General features: G+C 47.0%; 25 protein-coding genes. 16 read left to right on the top strand and 9 right to left on the bottom strand.

What is annotated here, in order from left to right:
- From M1D94_RS19095 to M1D94_RS19085, 3 genes are all read right to left on the bottom strand, one after another.
- On the bottom strand, positions 1-879 hold the full coding sequence (locus M1D94_RS19095; protein WP_003246592.1) for a TetR/AcrR family transcriptional regulator: 879 nt from the start codon (positions 877-879) through the stop codon (positions 1-3).
- Between the two features lie 163 nt (positions 880-1,042).
- Complete coding sequence (gene nfsA, locus M1D94_RS19090) at positions 1,043-1,792, bottom strand: oxygen-insensitive NADPH nitroreductase (protein ID WP_032726528.1); 750 nt, start codon at positions 1,790-1,792, stop codon at positions 1,043-1,045.
- A 16-nt stretch (positions 1,793-1,808) separates the two neighbouring features.
- The gene (locus M1D94_RS19085; protein WP_003234477.1) at positions 1,809-2,096 is read right to left on the bottom strand and encodes a putative quinol monooxygenase; all 288 of its coding nucleotides are present in this window, start codon (positions 2,094-2,096) and stop codon (positions 1,809-1,811) included.
- A gap of 139 nt (positions 2,097-2,235) precedes the next feature.
- On the opposite strand from M1D94_RS19085, the gene M1D94_RS19080 reads away from it, so the two are divergent.
- Complete coding sequence (locus M1D94_RS19080; protein WP_003234476.1) at positions 2,236-2,550, top strand: ArsR/SmtB family transcription factor; 315 nt, start codon at positions 2,236-2,238, stop codon at positions 2,548-2,550.
- Between the two features lies 1 nt (position 2,551).
- Here the strand turns inward: M1D94_RS19080 and gabR are convergent, their stop codons facing one another.
- Positions 2,552-3,991 (bottom strand): MocR-like transcriptional regulator GabR, encoded by a 1,440-nt coding sequence (gabR, locus tag M1D94_RS19075; protein ID WP_456270310.1) that lies wholly within the window; start codon positions 3,989-3,991, stop codon positions 2,552-2,554.
- Between the two features lie 106 nt (positions 3,992-4,097).
- Here gabR and gabT point away from each other — a divergent pair, with 106 nt between their 5' ends.
- From gabT to gdh, 4 genes are all read left to right on the top strand, one after another.
- Positions 4,098-5,408, top strand: coding sequence for a 4-aminobutyrate--2-oxoglutarate transaminase (gabT, locus tag M1D94_RS19070; RefSeq protein WP_120027776.1), 1,311 nt, complete (start codon positions 4,098-4,100; stop codon positions 5,406-5,408).
- Between the two features lie 68 nt (positions 5,409-5,476).
- Positions 5,477-6,865, top strand: coding sequence for a succinate-semialdehyde dehydrogenase (gene gabD / locus M1D94_RS19065; RefSeq protein ID WP_014475814.1), 1,389 nt, complete (start codon positions 5,477-5,479; stop codon positions 6,863-6,865).
- 122 nt (positions 6,866-6,987) lie between these two features.
- Complete coding sequence (gene glcU / locus M1D94_RS19060) at positions 6,988-7,851, top strand: glucose uptake protein GlcU (RefSeq protein ID WP_282627557.1); 864 nt, start codon at positions 6,988-6,990, stop codon at positions 7,849-7,851.
- Between the two features lie 19 nt (positions 7,852-7,870).
- Positions 7,871-8,656, top strand: coding sequence for a glucose 1-dehydrogenase (gene gdh / locus M1D94_RS19055; protein WP_003246720.1), 786 nt, complete (start codon positions 7,871-7,873; stop codon positions 8,654-8,656).
- Positions 8,657-8,699: 43 nt separating this feature from the next.
- Here the strand turns inward: gdh and M1D94_RS19050 are convergent, their stop codons facing one another.
- The 3 genes from M1D94_RS19050 to ycnK are packed head-to-tail and all read right to left on the bottom strand — an operon-like array spanning position 8,700 to position 11,559.
- The gene (locus M1D94_RS19050; RefSeq protein ID WP_021481748.1) at positions 8,700-9,314 is read right to left on the bottom strand and encodes a YcnI family copper-binding membrane protein; all 615 of its coding nucleotides are present in this window, start codon (positions 9,312-9,314) and stop codon (positions 8,700-8,702) included.
- 12 nt (positions 9,315-9,326) lie between these two features.
- Positions 9,327-10,952, bottom strand: coding sequence for a copper transporter YcnJ (gene ycnJ / locus M1D94_RS19045; RefSeq protein WP_456270521.1), 1,626 nt, complete (start codon positions 10,950-10,952; stop codon positions 9,327-9,329).
- Positions 10,953-10,986: 34 nt separating this feature from the next.
- Complete coding sequence (gene ycnK, locus M1D94_RS19040; protein WP_070548562.1) at positions 10,987-11,559, bottom strand: copper uptake transcriptional regulator YcnK; 573 nt, start codon at positions 11,557-11,559, stop codon at positions 10,987-10,989.
- A 164-nt stretch (positions 11,560-11,723) separates the two neighbouring features.
- Between ycnK and M1D94_RS19035 the strand changes: the two genes are divergently transcribed.
- The 6 genes from M1D94_RS19035 to sipU all read left to right on the top strand — a co-directional run bounded on the left by M1D94_RS19035 (position 11,724) and on the right by sipU (position 17,117).
- Positions 11,724-12,077 carry a hypothetical protein gene (locus tag M1D94_RS19035; RefSeq protein ID WP_072173985.1) on the top strand — a complete coding sequence of 118 codons (354 nt, stop codon included), beginning with the start codon at positions 11,724-11,726 and terminating at the stop codon, positions 12,075-12,077.
- Positions 12,078-12,249: 172 nt separating this feature from the next.
- Positions 12,250-13,686: a PTS mannitol transporter subunit IICB gene (locus M1D94_RS19030; protein ID WP_041850702.1), complete on the top strand. Its 1,437-nt coding sequence runs from the start codon at positions 12,250-12,252 to the stop codon at positions 13,684-13,686.
- A 24-nt stretch (positions 13,687-13,710) separates the two neighbouring features.
- Positions 13,711-14,142 (top strand): PTS sugar transporter subunit IIA, encoded by a 432-nt coding sequence (locus M1D94_RS19025; RefSeq protein WP_003246714.1) that lies wholly within the window; start codon positions 13,711-13,713, stop codon positions 14,140-14,142.
- Between the two features lies 1 nt (position 14,143).
- A complete protein-coding gene (locus M1D94_RS19020; RefSeq protein WP_163190376.1) occupies positions 14,144-15,265 on the top strand; it encodes a mannitol-1-phosphate 5-dehydrogenase in 1,122 nt (373 codons plus the stop codon).
- 90 nt (positions 15,266-15,355) lie between these two features.
- Complete coding sequence (locus tag M1D94_RS19015) at positions 15,356-16,420, top strand: tartrate dehydrogenase (protein ID WP_003234436.1); 1,065 nt, start codon at positions 15,356-15,358, stop codon at positions 16,418-16,420.
- A gap of 133 nt (positions 16,421-16,553) precedes the next feature.
- The gene (sipU, locus tag M1D94_RS19010; RefSeq protein ID WP_021481743.1) at positions 16,554-17,117 is read left to right on the top strand and encodes a signal peptidase I sipU; all 564 of its coding nucleotides are present in this window, start codon (positions 16,554-16,556) and stop codon (positions 17,115-17,117) included.
- 68 nt (positions 17,118-17,185) lie between these two features.
- Here the strand turns inward: sipU and M1D94_RS19005 are convergent, their stop codons facing one another.
- A complete protein-coding gene (locus M1D94_RS19005; protein ID WP_038829069.1) occupies positions 17,186-17,794 on the bottom strand; it encodes a dienelactone hydrolase family protein in 609 nt (202 codons plus the stop codon).
- Positions 17,795-17,879: 85 nt separating this feature from the next.
- Here M1D94_RS19005 and M1D94_RS19000 point away from each other — a divergent pair, with 85 nt between their 5' ends.
- Positions 17,880-18,272, top strand: a complete 393-nt coding sequence (locus tag M1D94_RS19000; protein ID WP_276354602.1) for a 3-hydroxyacyl-ACP dehydratase FabZ family protein — start codon at positions 17,880-17,882, stop codon at positions 18,270-18,272.
- A 32-nt stretch (positions 18,273-18,304) separates the two neighbouring features.
- Here M1D94_RS19000 and M1D94_RS18995 read toward each other — a convergent pair whose 3' ends face one another.
- Positions 18,305-18,469 carry a hypothetical protein gene (locus tag M1D94_RS18995; protein WP_003234425.1) on the bottom strand — a complete coding sequence of 55 codons (165 nt, stop codon included), beginning with the start codon at positions 18,467-18,469 and terminating at the stop codon, positions 18,305-18,307.
- A gap of 132 nt (positions 18,470-18,601) precedes the next feature.
- Between M1D94_RS18995 and M1D94_RS18990 the strand changes: the two genes are divergently transcribed.
- The 4 genes from M1D94_RS18990 to M1D94_RS18975 all read left to right on the top strand — a co-directional run bounded on the left by M1D94_RS18990 (position 18,602) and on the right by M1D94_RS18975 (position 22,356).
- On the top strand, positions 18,602-19,351 hold the full coding sequence (locus M1D94_RS18990) for a phosphoglycolate phosphatase (protein WP_003234424.1): 750 nt from the start codon (positions 18,602-18,604) through the stop codon (positions 19,349-19,351).
- A gap of 205 nt (positions 19,352-19,556) precedes the next feature.
- Positions 19,557-20,330: a 5-oxoprolinase subunit PpxA gene (gene pxpA / locus M1D94_RS18985; protein WP_049141379.1), complete on the top strand. Its 774-nt coding sequence runs from the start codon at positions 19,557-19,559 to the stop codon at positions 20,328-20,330.
- Between the two features lie 14 nt (positions 20,331-20,344).
- Entirely contained in the window at positions 20,345-21,559 is a 1,215-nt protein-coding gene (locus tag M1D94_RS18980; protein ID WP_003234422.1) for an NRAMP family divalent metal transporter, read from the top strand.
- A 23-nt stretch (positions 21,560-21,582) separates the two neighbouring features.
- A complete protein-coding gene (locus tag M1D94_RS18975) occupies positions 21,583-22,356 on the top strand; it encodes a putative hydro-lyase (protein WP_249851327.1) in 774 nt (257 codons plus the stop codon).
- The last annotated feature ends 5 nt before the right edge of the window (positions 22,357-22,361 follow it).

Below are 22,361 nucleotides of genomic sequence, written 5' to 3'. Positions count from 1 at the left end.
CTAAGTAATTAACAGTGTTTTTAACATGGAAACGGGCTGTGTTAAAACACCGGTTTGTTCCAGATAGCCAATCAGTGATTTGAGTAAAAAAGCGCGGGGTTCTTCCTTCTTCGCTTCTTCCTCCAGCATGGCGGCTGCGGATGTCAGTTCATCTACGTCATAGTCCGCGGCGGACAGGGAAGAGATGCCTTTATGTAATTCCTTCAGGCTTTCCGATAATAGGACTGATTTATCCTTTGGCTTGTAGGAGGATGCTGAATGAATATAAAGCTCGATGGCTTCGGGCGGAAGAAGAGACTGGCGGGTTTCCCTGTTTTTGATAATCTGATTGAGGGTGCTGATGATAAACTCTGCGATCGGGTCAAGCTCAAGCGGTTTTTCCTCGATTTTGATCAGCATTAAAAACTCACGCATCATGCCGTGAAGAATGATAACCAAATCCCACACAAACGGGAGAATGGTTTCTCCATACGCCTGGATCAGCGAATCGCGGTGCCAGCAGATAATCGTCGATCTGGTCTGATGGATATGCTGTTTGACCCGGTCATTGTGCAGCTTGGGGTTTCCGTAGGTCAGCATATTGAAAAACTGCTGGTTCCGCCTGAAGCCCTCCAGTTCCATTTTGACCTTTTGTGTCAAACGCTCCTCCGGTGTAAGCGCGGTATTTTCCTGAAGTCTTGAGGCTGCGGCCACCATTTGCTTCTGGTTAAATGACAGCAGCTCCAAAAGCAGATCTTCTTTAGATTGGAACAGCTTATATATCGAAGCTTTTGACATCTTACATTCTTCTGCGATCGCCTGCATGGAAACCGACGTAAAATCCTTTTCCGAAAAAAGCTTTCGCGCGGCTAACAAGATATCTGTTTTTTTATCAAGCATCTCATGGCTTCCTTCTTTCTTGAACATTAGAAAACCCATTGGTTCACAGAAAACCAATGAGTAACTATGAAAAAATTTTACCAAATAAACAAAATAGAAGTCAATGGATTTTAACCGGGTAAATGAAAGGCCTGCCGGAAAATCCGACAGGCCGAATAAGAGCTTATTTTTCAACTTTAAATCCTTGTTTTTCAAGCATTTCACGGATGTGCGGATAGTACAGGCGCTCATAGTAGGAAGCGATGCTCTGTGACCAGTTTCTTGTTTCTTTTCCGTTTGTCCGTTTATTCATGTATTCAGACATCTGTTTGTCGTATGCCTGAATGTGAGACGTCAGCTCATCCTGATTCAAATAAGTTTCCTGATGATTGACAGCTTCCTGCGGCAAGCGCGGTTTTTTCGCTGAACGGTCGGCAGGATGCCCAATGACAAGGCCGGATAAAGGGAACACGTATTTTGGAAGCTCAAGCAGTTCGATCAGCTCTTGAGGGTTTCCGCGAACTGCACCGATCGGAACTGTGCCAAGTCCGAGTGACTCGGCCGCTGCTGTTGCTGTGCCGAGTGCAATACCAGCGTCTACTGCGCCGACAAGAACAGATTCCAATCCATTTGTGATTTCCATTTTGAAATCATGCAGATCTTCAAGCGCAATTTTGGCCCGGTTGAAATCTGCGCAGAACAGCAGGAAAACAGGAGCTTGATCGATCCATGGCTGGCCGCCTGCCAGCTCGGAGATTTTCTTTTTGCGCTCTTTATCCTGGACTGTGATCACAGTCACTTGCTGTCCGTTGATAGAAGAAGGGGCTGATTGCACCGCTTCAATGATTTGGTCCAATTGCTCCTGAGCTACAGGCTCATCTGTGTAGCTGCGAATCGAGCGGTGGTCTGTTAAAGATTTAATCACTTCATTCATATGAGACACCCTTCCTTTACTCGCTAAGCTCTGTGCGGACAACATCAAGAGGAGCGCTCAGCAGTTCTTTTCCTTTTGCGACAAACCCTTGGAAATGCGCAGTTTCGTTATGGAATTTCATTGCCGCTTCATCTTTCCATTTTTCAAGCATGACAAATGTATTTTCTTCGCCTACTTTTTCGAATAGGTCGTATTGCGCGTTGCCTTCCTCAGCTCTTGAATGCTGAACAAGTGATTGAGCCTCGCTCAAAAATTCCTCGCGTTTTTCTGGTTTTACTTTGATGTAAGCTTGTAATACGATCATTTAAATCTCCTCCGTTGTTATGCGAATTTATTGTTCGAATTTCATCGAACTAAATGTAACATGTATTCTAAATGAGGTAAAGGAAAAACCCTTATATAGTAAAATTGTCATTCTAATTGTTGTGTGATACATTTGTGTCATGAACATTCCAAACCATCCAGAAACAGAAACATTGCAGCTGACAAAGGTTCTTCATGCACTTAGTGATCCGCTTCGTTTAGAGCTCGTCAAGCAATTAGCTGAAGCAAAAGAAAAAACGTGCAGCACCTGTGCAGATGTGCAGGTTGCCAAATCGACTTTGTCGCATCATTTTAAAGTTTTGAGAGAATCAGGCATCGCTCAAGTTCGGATAGAAGGAAAGCGCCGGTATTATTCGCTTCGCGCTGAAGACCTTGAAAAGGCATTTCCGGGCCTGCTTGAAGCCGTGCTGAATGTAGACCAGGACCGCTGGTGAATCAATCCCCTGTAACGGGGATTTTTTTATGTCCGTAAACCGCTTTGAAAAGCCGCTGCACACCCTCCTGAATATCTTCTTCCTTCAGCCGTGCAAAGCCGATAATGAGAGCGGGCCTGCCCGTTTGCCGCTTGTTTTCCTTCAAGTTAAATCGGCTCATTCCGAATATTTCAAGCTGCAGCCCGGCAGCATGTGACAGGATGTCTTGTTCGGTGCGCCTGGTATCAAATTCGGTAACAAAATGCAGCCCCGCATTTGCCCCTTTTACGGTAACCTCTCCGCTGAACTCTGCTTCTAAAGCGGTGATCAGGAGTTCTCTCTTTTCTTTATAATGCTGCTTCATTTTTTTTATATGCTTCTGATATTCACCAGACTCGATAAATTCCTGCAGGGTGAGCTGTGTAAGTGATGAGCAAGTCTGCAGATCGTAGCCCCGCTGTTTGTATGTCCTCAACAGCTCAGGCGGCAACACCATATAGCTGATCCGCAAGCCGGGGAGAAGGGACTTTGAAAAGGTTCCCATATAGATAACATTTTGAAAACGGTCGAGGCTTTGCAGCGCCGGAATACTGTCTACATCATATGTGAATTCACTATCATAATCGTCCTCAATGATATATCGGCGCGGCTCCTCGGCTGCCCAGTTCAGCAGCTGAATTCTTCTGGATACAGGCATAATCGTTCCGGACGGAAACTGATGCGACGGGGTGGTCACCAGCACATCTGGCTGCTGTCTGGTGATTTCAGCAATCGACATGCCCTTTTCATCCAGCATGATCGTCTTGACTTGTTTTCCGGCATTCTTCAAAAGCTGATACATGCGCCTGTAGCCAGGCTCCTCCATCGCATACACGGCTTCCTTGGGTAAAAGCTCAGTCAACAGCTGCATGAGCACCTGTGTGCCTGCCCCTATGATCATTTGTTCTGGCCTGCATTTTACACCCCTCGTCAGGGAAATGAGCCTGGTAATGGCCGCTCTCACTTCATATATCCCTTGCGGATGTGACATATCGCCGAGCGTGCGGTATGAGCGGGAGGCCGCTTTTTGCTCGCAGCGGAACCAGCTTTTGATCGGAAAATGGTCTGTATCGGAACTCATGTGTGAAAACGATATCCAATCGCTCTGGTCGATGTGAATCTCTTTTAGATCATCCGGCAGTGCAAATGGAGGGTGCTCCTCGGCGGAAAACATGTCTAGTTCCTCCACGAAGAAACCCTTTCGTTCAATGGCGTACAAATACCCTTCAGCCAGCAGCTGCTGATAGGCTGAATTCACTGAATTTACGCTGACCTTGAGATTTTCAGCCAGCTCCCGCTTGGAGGGAACCTTCGAGTGCGGCAGCAGATTGCGGCTGAGGATTTCTTTTTTCAGCTTTTGATAAATTTGCTGATAGATATAATCGGCTTGCTCTGAACGATCGAGTGTAATTGTGATATCCATTTTGTAGTTTCTCCTTCTGATACCATCAAAAAGTTATAATTGGTACTTTTCATCATACCAAAGAGAAGTCAGAATGATAAGAAAATACCGACAGGGGGATATTCACATGAGTCAAACAACAGCAAGCATCACAACTGCACAATGGCAGCAAAAACGGGATCAATTTGTGTCAAAAGGTGTGAGCAACGGCAACCGCAGTCTGGCGGTCAAAGGAGAAGGGGCCGAGCTGTACGATCTGGATGGACGGAGATTTATTGATTTTGCAGGCGCCATCGGCACGTTAAATGTCGGACACTCGCATCCGAAGGTGGTTGAGGCTGTGAAGCGGCAGGCGGAGGAGCTGATTCATCCTGGTTTTAATGTCATGATGTATCCGTCTTATATCGAGTTAGCCGAAAAACTGTGCGGCATCGCGCCGGGCAGCCATGAGAAAAAAGCGATTTTTCTTAACTCAGGGGCAGAAGCGGTCGAAAACGCTGTGAAAATCGCCAGAAAGTATACAAAGCGCCAAGGCGTTGTCTCGTTTACACGCGGGTTTCACGGGCGCACGAATATGACGATGAGCATGACAAGCAAGGTAAAACCTTATAAATTCGGTTTCGGGCCTTTTGCGCCAGAGGTTTATCAAGCGCCGTTCCCTTATTATTATCAGAAGCCGGCCGGCATGAGTGATGAAAGCTATGACGATATGGTCATTCAAGCATTCAATGATTTCTTTATCGCTTCAGTGGCGCCTGAAACGGTGGCGTGTGTCGTGATGGAGCCAGTGCAGGGAGAAGGCGGGTTTATTATTCCTTCGAAACGGTTCGTACAGCACGTCGCTTCATTCTGCAAAGAACACGGCATTGTTTTTGTTGCTGATGAAATCCAAACCGGCTTTGCCAGAACTGGCACTTATTTCGCAATTGAGCACTTTGATGTAGTGCCCGATCTGATCACGGTTTCTAAATCGCTTGCGGCAGGCCTGCCATTAAGCGGTGTGATTGGGCGTGCGGAAATGCTTGATGCGGCAGCGCCAGGGGAGCTGGGCGGCACGTATGCAGGCAGCCCGCTCGGCTGCGCGGCGGCTTTGGCAGTCTTGGATATTATCGAAGAAGAAGGACTGAATGAGCGATCTGAAGAAATTGGCAAAATCATTGAAGACAAGGCGTATGAGTGGAAACAAGAATTCCCGTTCATCGGTGACATCCGCAGACTCGGGGCGATGGCCGCAATCGAAATCGTCAAGGATCCTGACACGCGTGAGCCTGATAAGGCAAAAGCAGCAGCGATCGCGGCCTATGCGAATCAAAACGGATTACTTTTGCTGACAGCGGGAATTAACGGTAATATCATCCGCTTTTTGACACCGCTCGTCATCTCAGACAGCCTATTAAATGAAGGGCTCAGCATCTTGGAGGCGGGCCTGCGAGCTTAATCATTGGAAAGAAAACGGCTGGGTCTGCTATCATTTTAAGTAATCATGAAAAGAAAGGAATGTTCAATATGCCAGATCAATTAACGGTCTACAACCCGGCTACGGGCGAGGAGATCAAAACGATTCCTCAGCAATCAGCCAAAGAAGTAGAAGAAGCCATTGAACGTTCACATCAAGCGTTTAAAACGTGGTCTAAAACATCAGCGAACGAAAGAGCGTCTCTTTTGAAAAAATGGTATGAGCTGATTGTTGAACATAAAGAAGAACTTGCAGATTTAATTACAAAGGAAAACGGAAAACCATACAAGGAAGCAGTTGGCGAAGTGCTTTACGGCGCAGGCTATATCGAATGGTTCGCAGAGGAAGCGAAGCGTGTGTACGGAAGAACGGTCCCGGCCCCGACAACGGGTAAACGAATTGTTGTCACACGCCAGCCGGTCGGCCCCGTTGCTGCTATCACGCCCTGGAATTTCCCGAATGCGATGATTACACGCAAAGCAGCGCCTGCTCTTGCCGCTGGCTGTACATTTATCATCAAGCCGGCGCCGGACACACCGCTGTCTGCTTATGAACTAGCGCGCCTCGCATATGAAGCGGGCATTCCGAAGGATGTTCTTCAGGTTGTAATCGGCGATGGAGAAGAAATCGGAAATGTGTTCACAAGCAGTCCGAAAATCCGCAAAATCACGTTCACAGGCTCAACACCTGTAGGGAAAATCCTTATGAAAAACAGCGCGGACACCGTGAAGCACGTCTCAATGGAGCTCGGCGGACACGCCCCGCTGATCGTAGATGAAGATGCGGACATTGACCTTGCTGTTGAACAGGCGATGGCGTCCAAATACCGAAACGCCGGCCAAACCTGCGTATGTGCCAACCGCCTGATCGTTCATGAATCCATTAAAGATGAATTTGCTGCGAAACTGAGCGAGCAAGTGTCTAAGCTGAAAGTCGGAAATGGACTTGAGGAAGGCGTCAATGTCGGCCCGATTATCAACAAACGAGGCTTCGAAAAAATCGTCAGCCAAATTGATGATGCGGTTGAAAAAGGCGCGAAGGTTATTGCTGGGGGCACATATGACCGAAACGATGACAAAGGGTGCTACTTTGTGAATCCGACAGTGCTCACCGATGTCGATACGTCCATGAACATCATGCATGAGGAAACATTCGGTCCGGTCGCCCCGATCGTCACGTTTTCTGATATTGATGAAGCGATTCAGCTTGCCAACGATACACCGTATGGCTTGGCTGCTTACTTCTTCACAGAAAACTACCGCCGCGGCATCTATATTTCCGAGAATCTAGAGTATGGCATTATCGGCTGGAATGACGGCGGACCGTCAGCGGTTCAAGCGCCATTCGGCGGAATGAAAGAAAGCGGCATTGGCCGTGAAGGCGGTTCAGAAGGTATCGAGCCGTACCTTGAAACAAAATATTTGTCCATCGGTTTATAAAAAAATGCACGCTCCTGAGAGCTGCCGGATTTTCCGGCAGCTCTTTTTGTGTTCCGGCGAATAATCACAACAATTCCAGCCAAAATAACAGCAAATACATTTTGAAAGAAGGTTCCCCAACAATGGATTTATTATTGGCTCTTCTCCCGGCTTTGTTTTGGGGGAGCATTGTTCTCTTCAATGTGAAATTAGGCGGCGGGCCGTACAGCCAGACACTGGGAACGACGATCGGGGCACTCATTGTTTCTATCGTTATTTACTTTTTTGTTCAGCCCGTTCTGTCACTTCGCATTTTTATTGTTGGAATCGTATCCGGCTTATTTTGGTCACTTGGACAGGCCAACCAGCTGAAAAGCATTCAATTGATGGGCGTGTCGAAAACAATGCCGATTTCCACAGGAATGCAGCTCGTTTCCACCTCATTGTTCGGTGTGATCGTGTTCCGCGAATGGTCAACACCGATTGCGATTACGCTTGGCGTTCTCGCTTTGATCTTTATCATTGTGGGAATCATTCTCACGTCCTTGGAAGATAAGAATGATAAAAAAGAGGGCGAGCCAAGCAATTTGAAAAAGGGCATTTTGATTCTCCTTGTTTCGACTCTTGGTTATTTGGTTTATGTAGTCGTGGCTAGATTATTCAATGTGTCCGGCTGGTCCGCGCTGCTGCCACAGGCAATTGGCATGGTGGTCGGGGGGTTAGTTTTAACCTATAGACACAAACCCTTTAACAAGTATGCGATCAGAAATATTCTCCCAGGGTTAATCTGGGCAGGCGGAAATATGTTTTTGTTTATTTCTCAGCCGCGAGTCGGCGTTGCAACGAGCTTTTCCCTTTCACAAATGGGAATTGTCATTTCTACGCTCGGCGGTATTTTCATCCTGCGTGAAAAGAAAACGAAACGCCAGCTTATAGCAATTGCGATCGGAATTATCCTGATTATTGCCGCGGCTATATTCTTGGGAATCGCCAAAACAAATTCATAACAAATGGAGGAAGATGTATATGTATCCGGATTTAAAAGGAAAAGTCGTCGCTATTACAGGAGCTGCTTCAGGGCTCGGAAAGGCAATGGCCATTCGCTTCGGCAAGGAGCAGGCAAAAGTGGTTATCAACTATTATAGTAATAAACAAGATCCGAACGAGGTAAAAGAAGAGGTCATCAAGGCGGGCGGTGAAGCTGTAGTCGTCCAAGGAGATGTCACGAAAGAGGAAGATGTAAAAAATATCGTGCAAACAGCAATTAAAGAGTTCGGCACACTTGATATTATGATTAATAATGCTGGTCTTGAAAATCCTGTGCCATCTCACGAAATGCCGCTTAAGGATTGGGATAAAGTCATCGGCACAAACTTAACGGGTGCCTTTTTAGGAAGCCGTGAAGCGATTAAATATTTCGTGGAAAATGATATCAAGGGAAATGTCATCAACATGTCCAGTGTGCACGAAGTGATTCCTTGGCCGTTATTTGTTCACTACGCGGCAAGTAAAGGCGGGATAAAGCTGATGACAGAAACATTGGCGTTGGAATACGCGCCGAAGGGCATTCGCGTGAACAATATCGGGCCAGGTGCGATCAATACGCCAATCAATGCTGAAAAATTTGCTGACCCTAAACAGAAAGCAGATGTAGAAAGCATGATCCCGATGGGATATATCGGCGAACCGGAGGAGATCGCCGCAGTGGCAGCCTGGCTTGCTTCGAAGGAAGCCAGCTACGTCACAGGCATCACGTTATTCGCGGACGGCGGCATGACACAATATCCTTCATTCCAGGCAGGACGCGGTTAAATAAAAAAGCGACCCAGACATGACATCTGGATCGCTTTTTTTATTATGCACGCTTTTTCTTAACAAGCGCTGCTACAGATAAAATAATGGCAGCCGCAGACAGCACAATCGCTGTAATGTCTAGAGCTGAAGAACCTGGGTTTTCGGAATCGTCTTTTGTTTTCGTGGCGCCGTGCTCATCTGTCACTTGTTTTGCAGACGTGATGTTTGTAATGGAATGAGGTGTATCGGCATCCTCGTCACCTGTCCACTCAACAATACTGCCGTCTTTGTAATATTGGTATGCGTCCCAAGCAGCTTCCTCCGCTTTGTCAGGGTTTTTGGCAACAAAGGTAAACTGCTGGAACTGTCCTTCCTGAATGCCTCCGTCAGTCGCCTCCCATGTCACGGACACTGATTTGTCATCATGTTTTTGAGTGGAAACCTTCCAGCCCGGAATTGGCTCATATTGCTGGAATTCAACATCCTTCGGCATTTTGAGGACAACCTTCGTTGTCGGCAGATTTTTCTCAGAAGGAACCTTCATTGTATACGTTTCCCAAGAGCCTGCAGCAGACTCAGCCGGTTTTACAGAAACATGCGCGCTGGCAGGGGCCGTAAAGAATAAGAGGGAGCCGACAATAGCCGGACATAGTGTCAATGCGATTTTTTTCAACAACGTAAACACTCCTTAATTGGTCTTTGTAAACATGATATTGATTTCGTTAAAGTCGCCGGTCAGGCCGTGGACTTTGATCTTCCAGTTTCCTTTTTCATTAATCGACAGGTTTTGATCTTGGAAGACGCCTTTTGTTTTTTCTTTTAATGTAAAGGTGCTTTTGTTTTCGCTGCCTGACAGGCCTGTTTTATAAACGGTTAACGTGATTTGCTGGATGTTTTTCACGGGATCTCCGTTATGGTCGGTGACACGCAGCTCAAAAACATTTTTTCCGGGCTGGTTTGGGCTGATGCTGAGAGAAACGCTTTGTCCGTTTTCAATCGCTTTGGTTTGGTAGAACGGTTCCGGCGCTGGCTCAGGCGGGCTTGGCAGGCTTGTAAACACGGCAGCTGTGATCAATACAGCGATGCCGATTGCCCACTCCGCTTTCAACGTTCGGCTGATTCCTGTGCGGCGCTGCTTTCTGGTAAGCAGAAAATGAATCGCACCTAAGACCAGCATGAAAACAAACAGCCCGCTTTTCACTAAAAGAGCTTGGCCGTACGCTGTATGGAACAGTGAATCCATTGAACGAATGATGAAAAATCCATTGAGCAAGCCTGAAAACAAAATGACGCCGACTGCAGTGAGCGCCCAGGGAGAGAACCGTCTGACCGTCTCCCACGCGAGCGTTTTGTCAGGCTGCCTCCATTCTTTTGAGAGCAGCAAAACGAGTGCCGCTATTCCGCCGACCCAGATGGAAGCGGAAGTTAAATGAAGGAAATCCATCAAAATGCCGACCGTTTTTTCTTCAACGACAGCAGCATGCCCGGTAAACGCCTTGGCAAGCAGGAGACCGAAAAAGAAAATGAGCGGCGCTGTCCAATAGCCAAAGGATGAAAAGCGGTTTTTCCGTATCGCAGGGATGACAGACAGTGCGAGCAGCACGAACAGCGCGGCCTGTATGATCCAAATGGAGCCGCCTGCTGTCTCAAACAGTGTTTCTCTGATGTAGCCCGGCTGGAATGCGCTGCCCCAGCCGCCGCCTGTGTTCGCTTTTGTCTGAATCGGAAGCTGAAGCAAAAGCGCCAGCCCCAGTGCTGCGATCGAGCCGGTCAGGATACGTCTCGTCCGTTTGACGAGCTGTTCTGATTTCCCTTTATACCAGAAAAGATGGAAGAAAACCGTTCCGATAAACAGAGATAGGGCTGTATACAGAATCGCGCGATCTGCTGCTGTTCCCGGATTCAGCGCTGAATCGGCTGCTTTTTGGCTGCTGAATCCGCCATCCGCTTTCCCGATACTGAACGGGATGACGCCGGAAACCGGATGCCCGTCCGCGGATACGGCATTCCATTCCGCTCTGTACACATCATGAGGCAGATTCTTCTTCAGCTTCACTGTCATGATGTGATGATTATCTTTTTTGATTTCAGTCTTGTCCGTATCCACACGGTCGCCGTTTGAATTATAGACTTTAATGTAATGAAACCCTTCTTCAACCGGTTCATTAAATTCGATTTCCACCTGTGCAGGGGCGCTTTTTAATTCGCTGTTTTCCCCAGGTGAAGATTTGACAATATAGGCGTGAGCAAAGCTTGTTTTCGGCAGGAAAACAAGAAAAAGCAGAAGGATGATCCACCATCTGTTTCGCTTCATCACTCAGACACCACCTTCCGCTGTATGTGTTGTGTTATTTCTTGGTGCAGGTGCAGCGTTTCTTTCGGTCTTGAAGCATGTCTTCCAGTGCTTGGGCGAAAGTGCGGACGGCTCCGCCGAATCCTTTTTGAAATCGTTCGGCATGGTCAAGTGTCGCAAACGGAATGGCCTGCGGCTGGCAGCAGTGCAGGTTTAATTCAGCATTTACGACGAAATAAGCCGAACCGGCACTGACGGTTGTCTGTAACAGAAAATCTCTGCAAATCAAGTGTGAAACCTCTTCCGTTTTATCCGCGTAACGCAAAAACGCGCAATGTGCGCAGCATAGCTGTTCAATGTCTTGGTTTACCGTAATCAGCTGAACCGAATGAGCTTGATTGACGGGCTTCAAGCAATAGCTGCACATATGATCTGTTTGAGGTGTTCGGACGGGGAGCGTGATACCGCCGGCGGTTTTTATGACCTGATTTGACTGAACCAGCTGATTGACATCTCTATATACCGTCATTTCCGAAACGCCGAACCTTGCGCTGATGTCAGAAATTCTAAGCGAGCCTTCTTCTTTCAGCCACTTCAGTATGTGTTGCTGTCTATTAATCGGAAGCATTCATACACCCTCTTCATTAAGATCTATTTAAGCGTAGAGGATTTTAGAGACGGAGACAAGTAAGTGGATGATAAAAAATGTGAAAATGTGTTGAACAGCAACAAAACGAAACAGAAGGGACTCTGGTATAATAGACAGATGGAATAGAAAGTGAGGAATACCCTATGAAAGGAACACCATGCCCGAACTGCGGCAAACCTTTGACAGGCGATATGGTCAGATCATCAAATGTGCCTTGTCAATTTCGCTGCGGCCACTGCCGGGAACGGCTTTATGAATATAAAGTTTCAGCTCCGATTATGCTGGTATCATTAGCGGCCATCGTGCTGCTTATTTATCTTTTGCTGCTCCTCCGCAATGCGGCAGGCTCAGTGCTGCCAGCTGTACAGCACGTGCCGATGGCTGTATTTGCGCTTGTGTGCGCGTATCCCGTTTTTATTGTGAGTGAGCGGATGATCGCAAAGTACGTGATTCAAAACGGCAACATTATTTATAGAGGAAAGAGAAAAGGCTCCTGATATCAGGAGCCTTTTTATTTTTAAAAAATTGTCACAGTCATGTGCCAAAGTCCTCTTTACTTTCAATTGTATAGGGACTGTAAGCGTTTTAACATAGAGTCAAAGGGAAGCATCATTCTCTGAACATATTTTTTTATCTTACAGCGACAAACAAAACAGGGAGGGTTTATATATGCAGCAGCAAGAACAGCAGCAAGGCGGCATGAAAGTGAAAGTGCAACGCTTTGGGAGTTATTTGAGCGGAATGATCATGCCGAATATCGGCGCGTTTATCGCGTGGGGTATCATTACCGCGCTGTTTATTCCGGCAGGATGGTTTCCGAATGAACAGCTGAACACGCTGGTCAGCCCGATGATTACGTATTTATTGCCGCTTTTGATAGCGTATACAGGCGGAAAAATGATCTACGACCACCGCGGCGGAGTTGTCGGAGCGACAGCGGCAATTGGGGTGATTGTCGGATCGGATATTCCAATGTTTTTAGGCGCAATGATTATGGGTCCGCTTGGCGGATACCTCATTAAACAGACTGATAAATTATTCAAGGATAAAGTCAAGCAAGGCTTTGAAATGCTGATCAACAACTTTACGGCAGGGATTGTCGGCGCGGCTTTAACGATTCTCGCGTTTTACGCCATCGGCCCGGTTGTCCTGACGCTAAATAAATTGCTGGCGGCTGGTGTGGAAGTCATTGTACACGCTAATTTACTGCCCGTAGCCAGTGTTTTTGTAGAACCGGCGAAAGTGTTGTTCCTCAACAACGCCATCAACCATGGAATCTTAAGCCCGATCGGAATCGAGCAAGCATCCCAAACAGGAAAATCAATTCTGTTTTTAGTAGAAGCAAACCCTGGACCGGGGCTCGGCATTTTGCTGGCGTACATGTTCTTTGGCAAAGGATCTTCAAAATCAACGGCTCCCGGTGCGGCGATCATCCATTTCTTCGGAGGGATTCACGAGATTTACTTCCCGTACATTTTGATGAAACCGGCCCTGATTCTTGCAGCCATTGCCGGCGGAGCAAGCGGACTCTTAACGTTTACGATCTTTAATGCCGGACTTGTCGCGGCAGCGTCACCGGGAAGCATTATCGCATTGATGGCAATGACGCCAAGAGGAGGCTATTTCGGCGTATTGGCGGGTGTATTGGTCGCTGCAGCTGTATCGTTCATCGTTTCAGCAGTGATCCTGAAATCCTCAAAAGCTAGTGAAGAAGACCTGGCTGCCGCAACAGAAAAAATGCAGTCCATGAAGGGGAAGAAAAGCCAAGCAGCAGCTGCTTTAGAGGCGGAACAAGCCAAAGCAGAAGAAGCGTCTGAGCTGTCTCCTGAAAGCGTGAACAAAATTATCTTTGCGTGTGATGCGGGAATGGGATCAAGTGCCATGGGGGCATCCATCTTAAGAAACAAAGTGAAAAAAGCGGAGCTTGACATCAGTGTGACCAACACGGCCATTAACAATCTGCCAAGCGATGCGGATGTTGTCATCACCCACAAAGATTTAACAGACCGCGCGAAAGCAAAGCTGCCGAACGCGACGCACATATCAGTGGATAACTTCTTAAACAGCCCGAAATACGACGAGCTGATTGAAAAGCTGAAAAAGTAATCTTATAGAAAGAGAGTGATACTCATGCAAGTACTCGCAAAGGAAAATATTAAACTCAATCAAACGGTATCATCAAAAGAAGAGGCCATCAAATTGGCAGGCCAGACGCTGATTGACAACGGCTACGTGACAGAGGATTACATTAGCAAAATGTTTGAACGTGAAGAAACGTCTTCTACGTTTATGGGGAATTTCATTGCCATTCCACACGGCACAGAAGAAGCGAAAAGCGAGGTGCTTCACTCTGGAATTTCAATCATACAAATTCCAGAGGGCGTTGAGTACGGAGAAGGAAACACGGCAAAAGTGGTATTCGGCATTGCGGGTAAAAATAATGAGCATTTAGACATTTTGTCTAATATCGCCATTATCTGCTCAGAAGAAGAAAATATTGAACGCCTGATCTCCGCTAAAAGCGAAGAAGATTTGATCGCCATTTTCAACGAGGTGAACTGACATGATCGCCTTACATTTCGGTGCGGGGAATATTGGGAGAGGGTTTATCGGCGCGCTGCTTCACCACTCCGGCTATGATGTGGTGTTTGCGGATGTAAACGACACGATGGTCAGCCTCCTCAACGAAAAAAAAGAATACACAGTAGAACTGGCAGAAGAGGGACGTTCATCAGAGGTCATTGGCCCGGTCAGCGCGATTAACAGCGGCAGTCAGACCGAAGAGCTGTACCGGCTGATGAATGAGGCGGCGCTCATCACAACAGCTGTCGGCCCGAATGTGCTGAAGCTGATTGCTCCATCTATCGCAGAAGGTTTAAGACGGAGAAACACTGCAAACACACTGAATATCATTGCCTGCGAAAATATGATTGGCGGAAGCAGCTTCTTAAAGAAAGAGATATACAGCCATTTAACGGAAGCAGAGCAGAAATCCGTCAGTGAAACGGTAGGTTTTCCGAATTCTGCCGTTGACCGGATCGTCCCGATTCAGCATCATGAAGACCCGCTGAAAGTATCGGTTGAACCATTTTTCGAATGGGTCATTGATGAATCAGGCTTTAAAGGGAAAACACCAGTCATAAACGGCGCACTGTTTGTTGATGATTTAACGCCGTACATCGAACGGAAGCTGTTTACGGTCAATACCGGACACGCGGTGACAGCGTATGTCGGCTATCAGCGCGGACTCAAGACGGTCAAAGAAGCAATCGATCATCCGGAAATCCGCCGTGTCGTTCATTCGGCGCTGCTTGAAACTGGTGACTATCTCGTCAAATCGTATGGCTTTAAGCAAACTGAACACGAACAATATATCAAAAAAATCATCGGTCGCTTTGAAAATCCTTTCATTTCGGACGATGTGACCCGCGTAGCGAGGTCACCTCTCAGAAAACTGGGAGAAAATGATAGGCTTGTAGGCCCGGCAAAGAAAATAAAAGAACCGAATGCACTGGCGGAAGGAATTGCCGCAGCACTGCGCTTCGATTTCACCGGTGACCCTGAAGCGGTTGAACTGCAAGCGCTGATCGAAGAAAAAGGATACAGCGGCGTACTTCAAGAGGTGTGCGGCATTCAGTCCCATGAACCGTTGCACGCCATCATTTTAAAGAAACTTAATCAATAACCGATCACCCGTGACACAATGTCACGGGCTTTTTTTACTATCTCGCAATCTAGTATAATAGAAAGCGCTTACGAAAACAGGGGAAGGAGAATGACAATGAAACAATTCGAGATTGCGGCAATACCGGGAGACGGTGTAGGAAAAGAGGTTGTAGCGGCTGCTGAGAAAGTGCTTCATACAGCGGCTGAGGTACACGGAGGTTTGTCATTCTCATTCACGGCTTTTCCATGGAGCTGTGATTATTACTTGGAGCACGGCAAAATGATGCCCGAAGATGGAATACATACGCTTACTCAATTTGAAGCGGTTTTTTTGGGAGCCGTCGGAAATCCGAAGCTGGTTCCCGATCATATATCGTTATGGGGACTGCTGCTGAAAATCCGGAGGGAGCTTGAGCTTTCCATTAATATGAGACCCGCCAAACAAATGGCAGGCATTACGTCGCCGCTTCTGCATCCAAATGATTTTGACTTCGTGGTGATTCGCGAGAACAGTGAAGGTGAATACAGTGAAGTCGGCGGGCGCATTCACAGAGGCGATGATGAAATCGCCATCCAGAATGCCGTGTTTACGAGAAAAGCGACAGAACGTGTCATGCGCTTTGCCTTCGAATTGGCGAAAAAACGGCGCAGCCATGTGACAAGCGCCACAAAGTCTAACGGCATTTATCATGCGATGCCGTTTTGGGATGAAGTCTTTCAGCAGACAGCCGCTGATTATAGCGGAATCGAAACATCATCTCAGCATATTGATGCGCTGGCCGCTTTTTTTGTGACGCGTCCGGAAACGTTTGATGTCATTGTGGCGAGCAACTTGTTCGGTGATATTTTAACCGACATCAGCTCAAGCCTGATGGGAAGCATCGGCATTGCGCCTTCTGCGAACATCAATCCATCCGGCAAATATCCGTCCATGTTTGAACCGGTTCACGGCTCAGCTCCTGACATTGCCGGACAGGGCCTTGCCAATCCGATTGGCCAGATTTGGACAGCGAAGCTGATGCTCGACCACTTCGGAGAGGAAGAGCTGGGGGCGAAAATTCTGGATGTAATGGAGCAAGTGACTGCCGACGGCATCAAAACACGCGACATTGGGGGACAAAGCACAACGGCTGAGGTCACTGATGAAATCTGTTCGCGCTTAAGAAAGCTCTGATGAATCAGGCCGGGGCAGATGGCTGCCCGGGCCTGTCCATTTCCTTACGAAAATTTCCACGAAAGTCTAACCAAGCAGATCCAAATGCTGTATAATAATTTGGAATTCTTAGGAAAGCATCGGGTGAAGGAAGTTGAATGCAAAAACAATCACGTTAAAGAAAAAAAGAAAAATCACAACGATCGTTATACTCAGTATCATTATGATCGCAGCTCTCATTTTTACGATCAGATTGGTGTTTTACAAGCCTTTTCTTATTGAAGGATCATCAATGGCCCCAACGCTTAAAGACTCAGAAAGAATACTGGTTGATAAAGCAGTCAAATGGACTGGCGGGTTTCACAGAGGCGACATCATAGTCATTCATGACAAAAAGAGCGGCCGCTCTTTTGTCAAACGTTTAATCGGTTTGCCTGGTGACAGCATTAAAATGAAAAATGATCAGCTATACATAAATGATAAAAAGGTGGAAGAACCATACTTAAAGGAATATAAACAGGAGGTCAAAGAGTCGGGTGTAACCTTAACGGGTGACTTCGAGGTTGAGGTTCCTACCGGTAAATATTTTGTGATGGGAGATAACCGTCTCAATTCACTGGATAGCAGAAACGGAATGGGCATGCCTTCTGAGGACGATATCATCGGTACTGAATCTCTCGTCTTTTATCCATTCGGTGAGATGAGACAGGCAAAATAAAACTCAGTGCAACAAAGAACATGGAACGTACGGAACCAAAACACGCGATAATAAAGCGCTGTAAGCGATTAAAAAATTTCTGATGAAACAGGGCGGAGCCGTTTTTCCGCCCCGTTTTTTATGATAGAGAGCGTTTTGAAGAAAAGGGCCCTGTTGAAATAAACAGAATCAGGATTGGCGAAGCCGTGAAGCGCATCGAATTGATAAATCTCAAGATGGGTATGCTGTTTTTCCCGCAGTTTTTTGATAAGAAGCGCTACGTCAAACGACGGCTCATAATTAGGGAAAAACAATAGGACCGGGCAGGCTGGCACGTGATGAAGAGAGTCGCGTATCCGGGAACCGTAATAACAAACCGATCCGCTCACCTCAGGCATACTGCTGCATTTCCATGCGATAGTAGCCCCCACGCTGAATCCAATCACAAAGATGTGCCGTCCGGCGTTTTGTCTGATCACATTCTGGATGATGGTTTCTCCCGTTTTCAGCCGTTCGTGTTTTGTAAATTGTTCGTATGCCGTTTTTTCTTCTTGCAGTGTGTAGACTTCATCCTCGCCGAGCAGGTTGGGCGTCAACACATCATATCCAGCCATTTTGATCAGCCGGCCCATCTTTTTCATATGGCTGTTTACACCGTATATTTCGTGTACGAGAATGACAAGCGGTTTTGGGGACATAACGGCCTCCTTTTGTGTTTTTTCCATTATATCCTATCGTTTCACTTTAGGCTGAGATATAATGGTCAAAAAAAGGAGATATAAAATGAACTCATTATCTTTGCCTCACCGCTATCCATTTTTGTTTATTGATGGCGTGACGGACAGCGAGCCCGGCAAACATGCGGCAGCTTATAAGCTGATTAGTGAGAACGACTGGTTTATCACTGATACGCAAACAGAAATGCCGTTTTCATTTGTGATTGAAGCGCTTGCGCAAACCGCGGCTTTTACAGGAATTACAGATGAGAACAGCTTGGGATTATTGTCTTCGGTGAAGAAAGCGGAAAAGCTGGGAGAAGCTGTGCCTGGTGACCGGCTTGATCTTACGTTTGAAGTCACGCGCAATCGGCGCGGGTTTGTGTTCGGACATGCCAAGGCGTCAGTTGGAGAGCAGCCTGTTGCTGAAGCTGAAATCGGCATCTATATTGAAAAATGAAAAAAACCCTTCACAACATTTTGTGAGGGGTTCTATTTTGTGTCGTAATCCCGTTCGCTTTGAGAGTTATCTCTTTGCTGGCGTTTGTGTTTTTCATCATTCATATTTTCCTTCAGCTCTTCATTAGGAATCGGATCGGTTAAGTCGTTGTGCTCGGGGTTTTCATTTGGTTTGTTTTGCTGTTTTTTTTCTGTCATGTTTGATCACCTCACCGTTTGTTTTCCTCTTATCCATTCTCCTCAAACATAGGAAATCGCTTTTTTGTCCCGCTGGGTATAATGTATTAGAATAGAGAGAAGCACAACAAAAAGATAAAGAGAGGTACATATATGTCTGTTCAAAGAGAAGATGTAGATATCAAGCTGATCGCAATTGATATGGATGGTACACTGCTGAACGACGAGCAGCTGATCTCGGATGAAAACCGCAAAGCCATTCGTGAAGCGGAGGATAAAGGTGTGTATGTGGTGATCAGCACGGGCCGGACGCTGATGACATGCCGGGAGCTGGCGGAATCGCTAAAGCTGTCATCCTTTCTAATCACGGCAAACGGCAGTGAAATTTGGGATTCGAATTTTAATTTGGTGGAACGGAAGCTGCTTCATACGGACCATATTCAAATGATGTGGGATTTGCGGAATAAGCACAACACTAATTTCTGGGCTTCTACGGTGAATAAAGTATGGAGAGGCGAGTTTCCGGAAAACATTACGGATCATGAATGGCTCAAATTCGGCTTTGACATTGAGGATGACGATATCCGAAACGAAGTGCTTGAGGAGCTGAGAAAAAACAAAGAGCTCGAAATCACAAATTCAAGTCCGACAAACATTGAAGTCAACGCGCTTGGCATCAACAAAGCTGCAGCCCTTGCCAAGGTTACGGAAAAACTCGGCTTTACAATGGAGAATGTGATGGCGATGGGCGACAGCCTTAATGACATTGCGATGATCAAAGAAGCGGGTCTTGGCGTCGCAATGGGCAATGCGCAAGACATCGTAAAAGAAACGGCTGATTATATCACGGATACAAATATTGAGGATGGTGTCGCTAAAGCGATTCGCCATTGGGTACTATAAAAAAAGAGAGTCCTAAGATGGACTCTCTTTTTTAGTTTGGCAGGTTTTCTTCTGGGACCATGGTAGGTTTTCTGACAAAAGTATTTCACAAACTGATATGATTCACTTATAATGAAATAAAGTTCAAAAATTCGGAATAGTCGTTCCGGATTTCGGGACAATAAATGACATAAAGCATATCGTTTGCTTTGGCAGGAGGGATTCTGTGTTTCAGATTGATTTAAACTGTGATTTGGGAGAAAGCTTCGGAGCCTACAAGATAGGCCTTGACCAAGATATTTTAGAGTATGTGACATCAGCGAATATCGCATGCGGATTTCATGCAGGAGATCCTAGTGTTATGCGAAAAACCGTCGCGCTTGCAGCGGAAAAAGGCGTAAAAATCGGCGCGCATCCGGGCTTGCCGGATTTACTCGGTTTTGGGCGCCGCAATATGGCGATTTCTCCTGAGGAAGCGTATGATCTTGTCGTTTATCAAATTGGCGCGCTCTCTGGCTTTCTAAAAGCAGAGGGACTTCACATGCAGCACGTCAAGCCGCATGGCGCTTTATACAATATGGCGGCAGTCGATCAAAAACTGTCGGATGCTATCGCGAAAGCTGTCTATAAGGTTGATCCCGGCCTGATTCTTTTCGGTCTTGCTGAGAGCGAGCTTGTAAAAGCGGGAGAACGGATCGGACTTCAGACCGCAAATGAAGTGTTCGCCGACAGAACATACCAATCGGACGGCACGCTGACACCGCGCTCCCAGCCGGACGCACTCATTGAAAGTGATGATGCCGCCGTCACCCAGGTCATCAAAATGGTGAAAGAAGGGGCGGTCAAATCTCAGCAAGGACATGATGTGTCATTAAAAGCAGATACAGTCTGCATTCATGGAGATGGAGCCCATGCGCTGACATTTGCGCAAAAAATCAGAAAACAGCTCAAAGCGGCTGGAATTGAAGTGACAGCTATTTCAGAACAGAAGTCAACATAAAGGAGGAACAATAGATGGAGCAGCAGAAAAAGACAGCAGGAAAAAAAGCGGGCAGCTGGTCATTGCTGATGGGCGCCGCCTTTTTAATGGCGACATCAGCAATCGGACCGGGTTTCCTCACCCAAACCGCAACATTCACAAACACACTCGCAGCAAGCTTCGGTTTTGTCATCTTAATCTCTATTATTTTAGATATTTTCGCCCAAACCAATGTGTGGCGCATCATCGCAGTTTCTGGAAAACGAGGTCAGGAAATTGCGAATATGGTGCTTCCCGGACTGGGGTATTTCATCGCCATTCTCGTCGTGCTTGGCGGACTAGCTTTTAATATTGGGAATATCGGAGGGGCCGGGCTGGGACTTCAGGTGCTGTTCGGCATTACACCTGAAACAGGCGCTTTAATCAGTGCCGTTATCGCCATTTTGATTTTTGTCATCAAGGAAGCAGGAAAAGCGATGGACCGTTTTACGCAAATCGCGGGGTTCGTGATGATTATTTTAACGGTCTACGTTGCGGCGACGACAGCTCCTCCGGTCGGACAGGCAGTCGCAAATACATTCGTCCCGGAACACATCAGCATATTTGCCATTGTCACCCTAGTGGGCGGAACCGTCGGCGGTTATATCACATTTGCCGGGGGACACCGTTTGCTTGATGCCGGAATTAAAGGGAAGGAATCCATTCCGCAGGTGACAAAGAGCTCGGTTGTCGGCATTTTAATTACATCTGTCATGCGTATCGCTCTTTTTCTTGCGGTTCTAGGCGTTGTATCGAAAGGCCTGCACATCGATGAAAGCAACCCGGCGGCTTCTGTCTTCAAGCTGGCTGCTGGAAATGTCGGTTATAAAATTTTCGGATTGATCATGTGGTCTGCGGCGATTACGTCTGTTATTGGAGCAGCCTATACATCTGTTTCATTTTTTAAAACCTTTTCTCCAAAAATTGAAAAGAATTCACGCGGTATTATTATCGGATTTATTGTGGTTTCTACGTTAGCTTTTGTCACAATCGGCCAGCCTGCGAAGATCCTCGTCCTTGTCGGTTCACTGAACGGCTTAATTCTGCCGATTGCGCTCGGAACGCTGCTTGTTGCCGCCTACAAGAAAAACATTGTCGGTGATTATAAGCATCCGCTTTGGCTGACAAGCACAGGCGCGCTTGTAGTGATTGTAATGGCAGTTATGGGAATCTACACGTTATGTACACAACTTCCTCAATTGTGGAGCTGATATAAGTGGAGCAATTAAACAAAATGGCGCCAAAGGATGTACGCGCCCTGATACGAGAGGGGACAATAAACGGGCCGACCGCAGGCATGTCCGGCGGCTACGCCCAAGCGAATCTTGTGGTTTTGAAAAAGGACCTTGCGTTTGATTTTCTGCTGTTTTGCCAGCGAAATCAAAAGCCCTGCCCCGTGCTGGATGTGACTGAAGCAGGTTCGCCTGTGCCGTCTCTGGCTGCGCCGGATGCTGATATCAGAACGGACTTTCCGAAATACCGTATTTACAGACACGGTATCTTATCGGAAGAAGTATCTGATATTACGCCATACTGGGAGGACGATTTTGTCGGCTTTCTGATCGGATGCAGTTTCTCCTTTGAACAGGCACTGATCAATAATGGGGTAGCTGTCCGGCATATTGATGAGGGGACAAACGTCTCGATGTATAAAACGAATATCGATTGTGTTCCTGCGGGGGCGTTTCACGGACAGATGGTTGTCAGCATGAGACCGGTTCCTGAACGGCTGGCTGTACGTGCCGCGCAAGTGACCTCGCGTTTTCCGGCTGTGCACGGAGGGCCGATCCATATCGGCAATCCGGGAGCAATCGGGATTCGCGATCTTGGGAAACCGGATTTCGGAGATGCCGTTTCCATTCGAGAAGGCGAGGTTCCTGTTTTTTGGGCATGCGGAGTGACACCGCAAGCCGTGGCTATGAATGTAAAGCCTGAAATGGTCATCACACATGCGCCGGGGCATATGCTCATCACAGATATTCGAGACGAGTCGCTTGCGGTGCTGTAACCTCT

The organism is Bacillus sp. JZ109 (genome assembly GCF_053903135.1).
Note: the sequence above shows the minus strand (reverse complement) of the source record. Positions and strands in the feature narration are given on the sequence as shown.